Annotated in this window: 10 protein-coding genes; 8 read left to right on the top strand and 2 right to left on the bottom strand. The window is 71.7% G+C overall.

Annotated elements, in window-relative coordinates:
• The first annotated feature begins 204 nt into the window (after positions 1–204).
• The 3 genes from ACI2K4_RS03880 to ACI2K4_RS03890 all read left to right on the top strand — a co-directional run bounded on the left by ACI2K4_RS03880 (position 205) and on the right by ACI2K4_RS03890 (position 1,898).
• Complete coding sequence (locus ACI2K4_RS03880) at positions 205–702, top strand: class I SAM-dependent methyltransferase (RefSeq protein ID WP_404508493.1); 498 nt, start codon at positions 205–207, stop codon at positions 700–702.
• A 36-nt stretch (positions 703–738) separates the two neighbouring features.
• Positions 739–1,209, top strand: coding sequence for an SRPBCC family protein (locus ACI2K4_RS03885; RefSeq protein WP_404508494.1), 471 nt, complete (start codon positions 739–741; stop codon positions 1,207–1,209).
• A 191-nt stretch (positions 1,210–1,400) separates the two neighbouring features.
• Positions 1,401–1,898, top strand: coding sequence for a CAP family protein (locus ACI2K4_RS03890; RefSeq protein ID WP_404508495.1), 498 nt, complete (start codon positions 1,401–1,403; stop codon positions 1,896–1,898).
• 114 nt (positions 1,899–2,012) lie between these two features.
• Here ACI2K4_RS03890 and ACI2K4_RS03895 read toward each other — a convergent pair whose 3' ends face one another.
• Together ACI2K4_RS03895 and ACI2K4_RS03900 are read right to left on the bottom strand one after the other, a co-directional pair.
• Complete coding sequence (locus ACI2K4_RS03895) at positions 2,013–2,972, bottom strand: DUF2332 domain-containing protein (RefSeq protein WP_404508496.1); 960 nt, start codon at positions 2,970–2,972, stop codon at positions 2,013–2,015.
• A gap of 135 nt (positions 2,973–3,107) precedes the next feature.
• Positions 3,108–7,400, bottom strand: a complete 4,293-nt coding sequence (locus ACI2K4_RS03900) for a S8 family serine peptidase (protein ID WP_404509176.1) — start codon at positions 7,398–7,400, stop codon at positions 3,108–3,110.
• Between the two features lie 576 nt (positions 7,401–7,976).
• On the opposite strand from ACI2K4_RS03900, the gene ACI2K4_RS03905 reads away from it, so the two are divergent.
• Genes ACI2K4_RS03905 through ACI2K4_RS03925 form a run of 5 tightly spaced genes read left to right on the top strand, consistent with a single transcriptional unit; the run spans position 7,977 to position 13,155 of the window.
• A complete protein-coding gene (locus ACI2K4_RS03905; RefSeq protein ID WP_404508497.1) occupies positions 7,977–9,575 on the top strand; it encodes an ABC transporter substrate-binding protein in 1,599 nt (532 codons plus the stop codon).
• A complete protein-coding gene (locus tag ACI2K4_RS03910; protein ID WP_404508499.1) occupies positions 9,572–10,585 on the top strand; it encodes an ABC transporter permease in 1,014 nt (337 codons plus the stop codon). The genes ACI2K4_RS03905 and ACI2K4_RS03910 overlap by 4 nt, the downstream gene beginning before the upstream one ends.
• Positions 10,578–11,456: an ABC transporter permease gene (locus tag ACI2K4_RS03915; protein ID WP_404508501.1), complete on the top strand. Its 879-nt coding sequence runs from the start codon at positions 10,578–10,580 to the stop codon at positions 11,454–11,456. The genes ACI2K4_RS03910 and ACI2K4_RS03915 overlap by 8 nt, the downstream gene beginning before the upstream one ends.
• Positions 11,453–12,466, top strand: coding sequence for an ABC transporter ATP-binding protein (locus ACI2K4_RS03920; protein WP_404508502.1), 1,014 nt, complete (start codon positions 11,453–11,455; stop codon positions 12,464–12,466). The genes ACI2K4_RS03915 and ACI2K4_RS03920 overlap by 4 nt, the downstream gene beginning before the upstream one ends.
• Positions 12,463–13,155, top strand: coding sequence for an ABC transporter ATP-binding protein (locus ACI2K4_RS03925; protein ID WP_404508503.1), 693 nt, complete (start codon positions 12,463–12,465; stop codon positions 13,153–13,155). The genes ACI2K4_RS03920 and ACI2K4_RS03925 overlap by 4 nt, the downstream gene beginning before the upstream one ends.
• The last annotated feature ends 47 nt before the right edge of the window (positions 13,156–13,202 follow it).

The raw sequence follows: 13,202 nt of genomic DNA on the forward strand, positions 1-13,202 counted from the left end.
CCATCTTGGTGCACCAGTAACCGAGGTCACAATGCGGTTTGACCATCCGGCGAGGTGCAATCAAGTGTGAGCAGGCATGGGTTGGCGGATGACGCGGCCAGGTGCACCCTCTTGTCCCGCGAGTCGGGGCATCCGGACGCCGGGGGTGTTCCCCGGCCGAACGGGTCGGGTCGGGCGACGGCGGCACACCGCCAACGGTGGGCGGTGGAGACGATGGCTGTCCTCCCCGACGACCAGGTGTTGGAGATCGGTTGCGGCCGGGGATCGGCCGTCTCCCTGGTGGCCGACCGGCTCACGACCGGCCGGATCGTCGCGATCGACCGGGCGGCGACGATGGTGCGGATCGCGACCGCGTCGAACATGAGCCACATCAGCTCCGGCAGGGCCGAGATCCAACGTGCCGGATTCGAGTCGGCAGACCTCCCCGCCAGCCGTTTCACCAAGATCTTCGCGGTGAACCTCGGCCTGTTCTGGCTGGGTGACGCGTCGCAGCAGATCGATCGGGTACGGCGCCTACTCGCGCCGGGCGGACAACTCTACGTGTTCGGCGAGCGGCCAACCGCCGCACACGCCGTGGCGAACCTCGCCTCGACGGAGCTGCTGCTCAAAGCCAACAACTTCAGCACGACCAGGTCGTGCTTCAGGCGCGGGCGGGGCGTGCTCACGTGTGTCACCGGTACGCCCACCAGCGGTCCGGGCTGAGGCCCGTTGGCGCGACCGGGGGTTATGTTTACCCGCATGTACTCGACCCGGGTCAGTCAGCACGTCAGAGCCCCACGCGCGGCCGTCTACCGGGCCCTGCTCGACGCGGACGCGATAGCGAAGTGGCGGGTTCCCGTCGGCATGAGCAGCGAGGTGCACCAGTTCGAGGCGCGTGAGGGCGGCGCGTTCCGGGTCTCGCTGACGTACGACGGCCCGGACGGCGGCACCGGCAAGTCCGGCGCGCACACGGACACCTACCACGGCCACTTCCGCAGCCTCGTCCCCGACGAGCGGGTGGTCGAGGTGTTCGAGTTCGAGTCCGAGGACACCGCCTTCGGTGGGGTGATGACGATGACCACCACGCTCACCGACGCGGACGGTGGTACCGACGTACTCGTCGTGCACGAGGGCCTCCCGGAGAGCATCTCCGCCGCCGACAACGAGACCGGCACCCGGATGGCCCTGGCGAACCTGGCCCGGCTGGTCGAGGCGGACCACGGCGCCTGACCGATTGCCGACATTGACAGCCCCCGGCTCGGCGACAAAAGCCAATCAAAGGGGTCGCCGACCCGTGACCGGGGAAGAAGGATCTCGTTCACCCGAATTCATTCACAATGGACTCGGGTGACGCCTGCTCTAATTGCTACTGGCCGGCTCCCGCTGGCCGACCGCCAAATGTTTTCGAGGGGATTCGAAACATGCGCGACGCATTCCCGGTTACCACCGACAAAGCGTTCCTGGACAGCATGGTGGCCAGCGTCAACCAGTACCGCGCCAAGCACGGCGTTCCCCCGGTGACACTCGACGACGCCCTCGTCGAGTACGCGAACTCCCGGGCCAGCCTGGTCTCCACACAGGAGGGACTGAGCCACGGACACGCCAGCCTCGACCACGGGTACGGCGAGAACCTCTCGTGGCACGCCTCGACGGCCCAGGTCCCGGCCGGGGCCGAGGAAGCCACCTCCGGGTGGTACGGGGAAATTGTCGACTACAATTTCGCCGACCCTTCCGCGAGTGGGCCGGGAGCCACCGGGCACTTCACCCAGCTCGTCTGGCGCAGTACCACGAAAGTGGGCTTCGGCCGGGCATTCGGCAAGGGCGGGGAATGGTGGGAGACCTACATCGTCGCCATATTCCACCCGGCCGGGAACATGCAGGGTGAATACCAGGCCAATGTGCCACCCGCCTCGGCCTGACCGACCGATCCTCGACCGGTCGGACGACGGCGACGACGGCTGATCGCGGCTCGGTCGGGTACGAAGCTCGCCACCCGACCGAGCCGTACCGGGCGAAACCGGTCCGGCGAAGCGTCAGCCGAACCAGACGATCTCCTGGCCGTGGCCACGGGTCCAGGCGAGCGGCTTCCCGTCCAGCGCGAGGACGTTGTACATCGCCTCGCCCGGCCGGTCCGGTAGCCGGTCGTAGGGCAGCACGTCCGGATCCTCGTTCGCGATCCAGTGTCCGGGCAGGTCGCGTACCAGGTCGACAAACGCCTCCCGCCGAGGTGCCGGCACCTGGTAGAGCACGGAGGTGTGGAGCACGACCAGCGTCGCGTCGGCCGGTGCCCGCGCGGCCAGGGCCGGCAGGTCGTCGACCAGGTCGCCCCGGACGAGCAGCGGGGGATCGGTCGAGGCGACGGAGGCCGCCGCCCGCAGCCGGGCGCGGCGGTGCGTGTGCTCCGGCCAGATGAGCGCGTCGAGCCAGGCCACGTCCGTCGGATCGGTGACGTCGAGCGGGTTCAGGTCCAGGCCGGTGCGCCACACCACCCGGGGCAGGCCGACCGGCGGTGCCAGACCGGTCGCCGTGCATTCGAGGACCGGCTCGCCCGTGCCGAGTGTGTGCTCGGTGGCGTTTCCGCCCGTACCGAGGCGGTAGCGGTAGGCGTACCGGTCGGGGTAGAGGCAGAGGCCGGCGGAGGCGCCGACCTCGATCAGCGCGAGCGGCTGCGGCAGGGCGGCGAGCACCGGCAGCAGCACCGCACACCGTCCGGCCTCGTTTGTCTGGGTGGCCCGGGTGCCCATCTGCGCCGCGACCGCCGGCCAGTTCGTGAGCGTGTAGTCGCGGAACGCGGCCGGATCCTCGACCGGTCCGCCGAGCAACCGTACGACGCCGAACAGCAGGTTCGGTTGCCGCTTGGCCGGCGGCAGCGTGTCGAGCAGGGCGAGCAGGTCGTCGTCGCGGGAGACCGCGAGCGACATCCGCTCGTACGCGGGCGAGACGCCCTGAGCCTCTCGCGCGGCGAACTCGGCGTACCTCGTGGCGGTGGTCATCGGTCAATGATCGGGTCACCGGACCGACGAGCACCAGGGGGCGTGATCGTTGTCGTGGCCGCCGGTGGCCGCCAGCCCGTCACGGGCTGACGGCCACCGGACCGAGAGCTGGATCAGGGTTCGATCATCGAGTGGTCAGATCCCGCCCACCCGTGCGTCGCACGCCGAGACCGGAGCGAGGGTGAGGTCCAGTGTCGACACGAAGCCGGGCTGGATCTGCTGCTGGTGCACCTCGGGGATCCAGCCGTCCTTGGCGACGATCACCTGGTACTTCCCCCTCGGCAGCCAGTAGGCGTAGTGCCCCTGGGCGTCGGCGGTGAGCGTGTACCCGCCGTCGGCGAGGTTCAGCCGCACTGTCGCCTTGACCGGTACGCGTTCCCCGTCGCAGCTCTGGCCGACGACCGTACCCTGGATCTTGCCCCAACTGTTGGGCGCGGAGACGTTCAGTTCCACGCCCACCGCCGGCACCGGGTACGGGGTGTTCGACCGCAGGGCCAGGTCCGAGTGGTAGGTGCCCGGCTGGTCGATCCCCTTCGCGGCGGTGGCGGTCAGGGTCAGGGTGATCTTCTGCGAGGCGCCCGGTGCCAGGGTGAACGTGGCCGGTGCGGTGGCCAGCCACGGCGCGTCCCCGGCACCGTCGCAGTCACCGAGGTCACCGAGCCGCTCCGACTCCTTCCCGGGTATGCCCGGCGCCGGAGCACCGCCGACCTTGTACGCACCGCACGCCAGCCCACCCCGGTAGACGGGGAAGCCCACGTTCGGCAGCGACTGCCAGGCGTTCCCGGCCGGGTCGTAGGCCAGGGTCCGGTTGGTGAGCCCGGACGAGTTGCCGGTCACCCCGCCCGCGATCACCAGCAGACCACCGGCGGTCGCGTACTGCGAGCCCCACAGGTCGATCGGCAGTTCGGGCAGCGGGGCCCAGGAGTCGGCGGCCGGGTCGTAGGAGTACGCGTCCTGGTACGACGTCCCGCCGGCAACCCCACCCGCGCAGTACGCGTGCTCACCGATGCCGCCACACGACATCCACGCCACCGTGTGCGGGTACTTCGCGCCGGTGGTGAAGCTCGCCGACGCCGGGTCGAAGACAACGACGCTGTCCGTCGGCGCGCAACCGCCGTCGGCGCAGCCACCGACCAGGTAGACCTTGCCGTCGACGACCGCCGTACCGGCCGCCGCGCGGGCCGCCGGGTTGGTGGTGCCGAGCGTCGCCCAGGCCCCGGTGGCCGGGTCGAACACGTCGACCGTGTCGACCGGTGCACCGCTGCCGCTCCAGCCACCGAGCAGGTAGATCTTGTCGTCGACCGCGACGGCCGACGCCTTGCCCCGCCCGGTCGGCATGTCCGGCAGGTTGCCCCACGCGTTTGTCTCCGGGTCGTAGACCCAGCCCTTCTCCTCCGTGCCGGTGCCGGTGGCGCCGCCGAAGGAGTAGACCTTGCCGGCCACGGTGGCGGTGGCGTTGTCGAAGACCGCCGACGGGAGGTCGGCGATCCGGCTCCACGCGCCCTCGGCGGTCGGCCCGGCCGAGGCCGGGCCGCCGGTGACACCCGGGTACCTGGTGCTGGTCTGGGCCGGGGTCAGCCCCTTCATCTGCCGCTCGGTCAGCGCCGCGCCCGGCTTGGAGAGCAGCTCGAACTTGCCGGAGCGCTCCAGCACCTCGACGTTCGCCGGGGCACTGCCGGTGTTCTTGACCGTCACCGTGGTGGTGCGGGTGCTGCCGTACGGCTGGTGAGACTCGACCGTGCCGGGCCCGATCGTGAGCCGGCCCGCCTTCAGGGCGAAGTCGGCCTTGCGGGTCCCGTTCGCGGCCACCGTCACCGTCCTGCCCAGCGACTGGTACGGCGCCTTGCCCGCGTCGAGCAGGTGTGCGCCGGTCAGGCTGGAGAAGAACCAGTAGAAGCCGTCACCGATCGCCGGGTCGTCCGGCGTCGCCGCCGAGACGCCCTTGTCCCGCGGCTGGTCCACGCTGGTCACGGTCACGCCGTTGAGTGCGGCACCGGTGTTGGCGTCGGTGGTGAAGCCGGTGACCAGGCCGCCCGGGACCGGGGTGCAGACCCGGTTGACGAGCTGGAGGTTGTCGAGCTGCCACCACCAGGCGAAGCTGCCGGCGTACCGGAAGCGGATCTTGACGTTCGCCCGACCGGCGGCCGGGGTGAGCGGCACCTCCTCCACCAGCGGGCCCCGCCGGGACGTGTTCTGGTGCCAGACGTTGGCCCAGCTCTCGCCACCGTCGGTCGAGACGTCGACGTCGGCGGCGTTGTCGCCGCCGACCGCCCAGAGGTCGCTGTTGAACCTCAGGTACGGCGCGGTCACCCCGGTCAGGTCCAGCACCGGGCTGCGCAGGTCGGTGTCCTGGGTCTGGCCGTTGCCGAAGCGGTCGCTGTCGACGATGGCGAAGCCGCCGGTGCCGCCGGTCTGGTTGCCCCGGCCGCCCTCGTCGACGAAGGTCCAGCCGCCGCCGTCGGTCCGGTTGACGACCGACCAACCCGCCGGGGCGGAGTCGCCGTCGAAGGTCTGCGACAGCAACGGGTCACCGACCGAGACGGAGTAGCCGGCGACGTTGCAGCCCGGGTCGACCGGGACCGCGATGTTCGCCGTGGTGGTGCCGGTGCCCAGCGCCAGCGTGGTGCTCACCTGCTGGTAGCCGGGGTAACGGGCGGTTGTGGTCGCCTTGTAGGTGGTGTTGCCCGGCACGGTGAACGAGTAGGCACCGGTGCTCGGGTCGGTGAAGACCGGTCCGCCGGGACGGCCCGGGATCTCGATCGAGGCGTACAGCGGCCAGCCGTGCCCGGAACCGTCGGTGACGGTGCCGGTGACGGTGACCGGCGGGGTCTCCACCAGGGCGAAGTTGGTCGTGACCGCGCCGCCCTCGGGAACGGTCACGGTGACCGTCCGGTCGGCGTAACCGTAGGCGCTCGCGGTGACCGTCTGCTCGCCGGCCGACAGGGTCAGCGAGTAGGTGCCGTCGGTGCCGGTGGTGACGCGTCGCGGTCCGGCGCTGATCGTCGCACCGGCGAGCGCGGCCCCGGTGGCGCTGTTGGTGACCGTGCCGGTGGCCTGGCCGACCGGGCCGCGCGGGGCCGCGGTGACCGCCTGGTACGCGTTGAGCCGGCCCTCGCCGAAGATGTTGTTGTTGGCGGCGGTGCCGCCGCAGTCGAGCGCCTCGGTGTCCGTGGCGGTCTGGCCGAGCAGCGCCTCGGTGGCGGTGACGTCACCGCGCAGGCTGGCCGCCGCCGACCAGATCAGCGCGACGGCACCGGCGAGGTGCGGGGTGGCCATCGAGGTGCCGTCCCAGCTGTCGTACCCGTTGCCCGGGATGCTGGAGCGGATGGCGACGCCCGGTGCCGCGATGTCCGGCTTGGTACGCCCGTCGACGGTCGGGCCCTTGTTGGAGAAGTCGCCGATGACGTTGTTGACGTCGTAGGCGCCGACCGCGTACGCGGGCACGTTGTCACCGGGGGAACTGGCCGAGCCGCAGGGCGCGCCGCCGAGGGTGTTGCCGGACGCGAAGGCGGGGAAGATGCCGGCCGCCCGCCAGGCGGTGACGGTCTGCTCGTACCAGGAGTCGCCCCGGCCACCGCCCCAGGAGTTGTTGACGATGTCCGGGCGCAGGTCGGGCCGGGGGTTCTGGCCTCCTGCGTCGGTCGGGGCGAGCACCCACTGGCCGGCGGCGAGCAGGGAGGCGTCGGAGCAGCCGTTGGTCTCGCAGCCCTTGGCGGCGATCCACTTGGCGCCGGGAGCGACGCCGGTCTGGTTGCCGGCACCGTCGTCACCGACCATGGTACCCATGGTGTGGGTGCCGTGGCCGTTGTTGTCGCACGGCGTGGTGCCGGAGCAGACGCGCGCCGGGTCGAACCAGTTGTAGTTGTGGTCGAAGGTGCCGTCGCCGTTGTTGCCCCGGTACTTGCCGACCAGCGCCGGGTGGTCGTACTGGACCCCGGTGTCGATGTTGGCGATGACGATGCCCTCGCCCCGGTCGCCGTACTCGGACCAGACCCGGGGCGCCTCGATGTTGTTCAGGCCCCACTCGGCGCCGGCCGTTCCGGCCTTCGTGGTCTGCTTGCTCCGTACCGGTGTGATCAGCGGGTAGATCTTCACCGGCTCGATCCGGGCCACCTCGGGACGGGCGGCGATCGAGTCGACCAGGGCCTTGTCGCCCTGCACCCGCAGCGCGTTGGCGATCCAGTACGGGGTGTACGTCGCCTTCTTCGCGTCCAGTTCCGCGCGCAGTCCGGCCTGGGTCCGGGCGGCGGTACCGGTGAGCTGCCGGTGCACCTCGACGGCCTTGGCGTCGGCGTTGGTCAGCTTCGTGGCGCCGTCCAGCTTCGCCCGCTCCCGCAGGAAAACCATGAAGCTGGCGCTGCCCTTGCCGCTGATCTCCTTGAGTACGGCGGCGTCCACCGTGGCGTTCGGTGCGGCGGCTGTCGCCATCACCGGTTGGGCCGTGACGCCGAGGACGACGGCCGCCAGGACGGCGACCGACGACCGGAGTCTGAACCGGTCACCGCCTCGCTGTGTGTGTCGTACGGACACTCTTTCCTCCCCACTTCTCGGCGCCCCGACGTGATCGGGCCACCGACGCTGGCGGTCCCGGGATGCCGGTGCCGCCGGTCATGTGGGAGCGCATCCAGAAATCGATGAACGTCCCACAAAGACTTCGATCATGGTCTGTGGATCACTGTTGCTGATCAAGACACGCGGTAAGGCAGCATTCGGGCAGATCTTGGGCAGAATGCGGTCAGCCGGTGTCGTACCAGGTCGATTGACCGATGTGGACCGGAGTGCGATGGCGACGACCGGGCCGATTTCTGACAACGGGGGTCGGTGTCCGAGGCCCTCGGCGGCGTCGTGGGCCGGGTTGCCGGTTGGTTACCCCCGGGCATCCGGGGCTTGAAGCATCACCCTGGTTATTGCCAGTATTTTGCAGTTGTGCCAACATGATCATTCGTGGGCGGCGCCGACTCGACCGGCCCTCCCGCCGTCCCGACCGACACCGTGGGAGATCTCGTGATCCGGAAGCGTCCGACCCTTCGGCGGCTGGTGGCAGTGGCCGCCGCCGGTGGGCTGCTCGCCCTGCCCGGCTGTACGTCCGCGGCCACCACCGACGCACCGGCCGCCGCCGACACGTTCGTGGTGGCCACCGCCAACGAGCCCGAGGCGCTGAACCCGGTGCTCAACTACGGCGTCGACGGGGCTTCGTTGATCTTCGACGGCCTCGTTGCCCGGGATGCGGAGAACCGGCTCGTGCCCGCCCTGGCGCGCGACCTGCCGGTGGTGGCGCCGGACGGAAGGACGGTCACCGCCGTACTCCGCGACGGGGTGCTGTTCCACGACGGCAGTACGCTCACCGCGCAGGACGTGGCGTTCACGTACCGGGCGGTGCTCGATCCCAAGGTCGACTCCACGCTCCGCTCCGACCTGGACATGCTGGAGTCGGTCGAGGCCCCCGACGCCTCGACGGTGGTGTTCCGGCTCAGGTACGCCTACGCCCCGTTCCTCCAGCGGCTCGCCCTCGGCGTCGTCCCGGCGAAGGCGCTGACCGGTCAGGACATCAACAAGGCCGAGTTCAACCGCAGGCCGGTCGGCACCGGCCCGTACCGGGTCGAGTCCTGGACGCCGGGCGACCGCCTGGTGCTCGCCGCCAACGAGCGGTACTTCGCCGGCCGACCGACCAACTCCAGGCTGGTGGTGGCGTTTGTCGCCGACGACAACGTCCGCGCCCAGCGGATGCGGGCCGGCGAGTTCGACGTCGCCGAACTGGCCCCGAAGCTCGCCGCCGGGTTCGACGGCAACACCGGCTACCGGGTCGAGCGGGTGCCCACGGCCGACTACCGGGGGGTGATGCTGCCGATGGGGAACCCGGTGACCGCGGACCCGGCCATCCGGCGGGCGCTCACCCTCGCGGTCGACCGTACGGCGATGGTCACCGGCATCCTCGGCGGTGCCGGCGAACCGGCGTACGGCCCGGTACCGCCCACCTCCGAGTTCGCCGAACCGTCCGTCGCCGGTAGGCCGACCGCCGACCCGACCGCCGCCACCGCCCTGCTCGACGCCGCCGGATGGGCCCCGGGCCCGGACGGGACCCGGGTCAAGGACGGTCGGCCGGCACGGTTGACGTTGATGTACCCGGCCAGCGACAGCCTGCGCAAGGAACTGGCCCTGGCGGTCACCGCCGATGCGAAGAAGGTCGGCATCCAGGTCACCCCGGAGGGCCTCACCTGGGACGCGATCGACCCGAGGCTGAACACCGACGCCCTGCTGATGGGGTACGGCACGCCGTACGACCCGGACTTCGTCTCGTACAAGCTGTTCGGCTCCCGGTTCGCCGGGCAGGGCTACTTCAACCCCGGTCACTACCGCTCGCCGGTCGTGGACCAGGCCCTCCAGGCCGGTCGGGACCAGGCCGACCCGGCGCTGCGCAAGGCCGCGTACGCGACGTTCCAGAAGCAACTGGCGACCGACGTACCGTGGCTCTTCCTCACGTACCTCAAGCACACCTACGTGCTGAAGTCGTCCGTGCAGGGGGCGCAGCCGAGGGTCGAGCCGCACGAGCACGACGTGGCCAACAGCCTGTGGTGGAACATCCACACCTGGACCCGGAAGTGACCCAGCCAACGGCCGCTCCGCGCCGGCCCCGCCGACTGGTCGGGGCCGGCGCGGTGGTCCGGCGGCGGCTGCTGGTCGCCGGACCGGTGCTGGTCGCCACCAGCATCGGCATGTTCGCCCTCGGTGCCGCCTCGCCGATCGACCCCGCCCAGCAGTACGCCGGTGCCGCCGCGTTCACCGCCGACCCGGAGAACCTGGCCCAGATCCGGGCCAACTGGGGCGTCGAGGACCCGCTCCCGGTGCAGTACGCCCGTTGGATCGGCAACCTGCTCCGTGGTGACCTGGGCTGGTCCACCAGCCGCCACGAGCCGGTCACCTCGGTCGTCGCCGCCCGCGCCGGCTGGACCCTGCTGCTGGTCGGGACCGCCCTCGCCGTGGTGCTCGTGGTGAGCCTGCTGCTCGGCTCGCTGGCCGCGTACCGGCGCGGCGGCTGGTTCGACCGGGGACTGCGGGCCACCGCGTACGCGATCGCGTCGATGCCGGTGTTCTGGCTCGGACTCGCCGCGATCGCGCTCTTCGCCCTGGCGCTGGGCTGGTTGCCGGCCGGCGGCCTGACCGATGTCACCGCGACCGGCACCTCCTTCACCGACGTGGCCCACCACCTGGTCCTGCCAGTCGGCGTACTGGCGGTGTCGCAGGTGCCGTGGTTCGTGCTCTTCGTCCGCGACGCGGTCGCCGACAGCCTGCGCGACGACCACGTCCTGGCCGCCCGCGCCCGGGGACTGCCCGGCCGTACGGTGCTGTTCGGGCACGCGCTGCGGACCGCGCTGTTGCCGTTCCTCACCCTGATCGGGACCCACCTGCCCGAACTCGTCGGCGGGGCGATCCTGGTGGAGACGGTCTTCTCCCTGCCCGGTCTCGGCGCGGTCACCGTGCAGGCGGCGCTGGGCAGCGACTTCCCGCTGCTCGCCGCGATCACCATCATCACCACCACCGTGGTGCTGGCCGCGAACCTGGCCACCGACCTCGCGTACGCCGCCGCCGACCCGAGGGTGCGTCTCGATGACTGACCTCGCCCCCGCCCGCCCCGTCCCCTGGCGACCGCGATGGCGGCTCCGGCCGGGACAGGGCAGCGTCGTGGTCGCCGCGACCGTGCTGACGGCGGCGATCGTGGCCTGCCTGCTCGCGCCGGTGCTCTGGCCGCTGGACCAGAGCGCCGTCGCCCTCGACCAGACCCGGCAGGCGCCGTCGTGGGCGCACCCGGCCGGGACGGACGACCTCGGTCGGGACGTCGCCCTGCGTGCCGTCTACGGGCTGCGGGTGTCGCTGCTGGTCGGTGTGGTCGCGGCACTGGTCGCCACCGTCATCGGCGGCCTGGTCGGCGGGATCGCCGGCACCGTCGGCGGCCGGGTCGACCGGATTTTCATGCGGGTCGTCGACACCGTCGCCGCCCTGCCCCACCTGCTGCTGGGCATCTTCATCGTCGCCATGCTGCGACCCAGCCTCGGCGCGGTGATCGCCTCGGTCGGGCTCACCCACTGGCTCTCCACCGCCCGGATCGTCCGCTCGGAACTGCTCAGCCTGCGCGGTCGGCCGTTTGTCGACGCGGCCATCTCCGGTGGTGCCAGCCGGACCCGGGTGCTGACCCGGCACCTGCTGCCACACGTGCTGCCCCGGCTGGCCCTGGCGACCACGCTGATGATCCCGCACGCGGTGTGGCACGAGACCGCCCTGTCCTTCCTCGGCCTGGGACTGCCACCGCACCTCGCCTCCCTCGGCAACATGATCAACGATGGTCAGGGATCGCTGCTCACCGGCGCGTGGTGGGCCAGCCTGGCCCCGGGCGCCGTGATCGTCGCGGTCACCCTCGCCATCGCCACCCTCGCCGCCCGCTGGCGGGACCGCCTCGATCCCCGCGTACGAGCGGAGCTGCACCTGTGACCGCCACCCGACCCACCACCACCGTCGAGACCGGACCGGACGGCGCCGCGACGCCACTGCTCACGGTCGACGGCCTCACCGTCCGGTTCGGCCTGCGCGACGCGACCGTACACGCCGTCACCGACCTCTCCCTGACCGTCCGGAGCGGCGAGTTGCTGGCGGTGGTGGGGGAGTCGGGGTGCGGCAAGTCCGTCCTCGCCCACGCCCTGCTCGGGCTGCTACCCGCCAACGCCACCGTCACCGGCCGCGCGCTGCTGCACCACGTCGACGCCGCACCGATCGACCTGCTCGGCTGCGGTGAACCGACCCTCGCCGGCCAGGTACGCGGACGCCGGGTCGGGCTGGTCCCGCAGAGTCCGGCCACCGCGCTCAACCCGGTCCGTACAGGTCGGCGGCTGGTCGAGGAGACGCTGCGTGCCCACGGACACGGCCGCGAAGCGGCTCGCGCCGACGCCGAACGGCTCGCCGCCGACGTGGGCCTGGACCCGGCGGACCTGGACCGCTATCCGCACGAACTCTCCGGTGGTATGGCCCAACGGCTGGTCACCGCGCTCGCCCTGGCGCCCGACCCGCCGCTGCTGCTCGCCGACGAACCCACCACCGGGCTGGACCGCCCACTGGTCGACCACACCCTCGACCTGCTCCGCCGTCGCTGCGACGCGGGCGGCGCCGTCGTCCTCATCACCCACGACCTCGCCGCCGCGCAGCGGGTCGCCGACACCGTCGCCGTGATGTACGCCAGCCGCGTGGTCGAACACCGACCCGCCGACCGGTTCTTCGCCGCACCCGTCCACCCCTACGGTGCGGCGTTGCTGGACGCGTTGCCGGACCGGGCCTTCCGGCCCGTCCCCGGTCACCCGCCGATGCTCACCGACCTGCCCGCCGGGTGCGCCTTCGCGCCCCGCTGTCCCCACCGGACCGACCTCTGCCGGACCGCACCGGCGCTGAGCTCGTCCGCCTTCGGCGCCCACGCCTGCCACCACCCGATCGAATCCGGAGACACCCCGTGACCGGCACCCGAAGCCTGCGCGCCCACCAGGTGAGCGTCGCCTACGGCCGCCAGACGGTCCTGGAACACGTCGACCTGCACCTCGAACGTGGAGAGACGGTGGGCCTGCGCGGGCCGTCGGGCGGCGGCAAGTCCACCCTGGCCCGGGTGCTCGCCCTGCTGCACCGCCCCGACCAAGGGCACGTCAGCATCGACGGCAGCCCGGTCACCGGCACCCGGTACGCGGTGCCGGTGACCCTGCGTACCCGGGTCGCCATCCTCTTCCAGAGCCCCCGCGCCGCCGCCGACCCCCGGTTGACCCTCGCCGACCTGATCGCCGAGCCCCTGCGCGCCACCCGCCACCCCGAACCCCGGGTACGTGACCGGGTCGGCGACCTCGCCGACCTCGCCGGCCTCACCACCGACCTGCTCGGTCGGCGTCCGCACGCGGTCAGCGACGGTCAGCTCCAACGCGCCTGCCTCGCCCGAGCCCTCGTCCACCAGCCCGACTACCTGCTCTGTGACGAGGCCACCGCCATGCTCGACGCCTCCACCCAGGCGCACGTCGCCTCGGTCATCGGTGAGTACCAGCGCGAGCGTGCCGCCGGGGTACTGGTGATCACCCACGACACCGCCCTGATGGAACGCTGGGCCGACCGGGTGGTCGACCTGCCGGCGGTCCGGCCCGCGCCGGCCCGGCCCCGGGGCTGAGTTGTCCGGTTCTACCGGCTCGGGATGGGCGAGTCGTGAAAGACCCT

This window comes from Micromonospora sp. NPDC050397 (genome assembly GCF_044901685.1).
In the GTDB taxonomy this organism is placed as follows: domain Bacteria; phylum Actinomycetota; class Actinomycetes; order Mycobacteriales; family Micromonosporaceae; genus Micromonospora_G.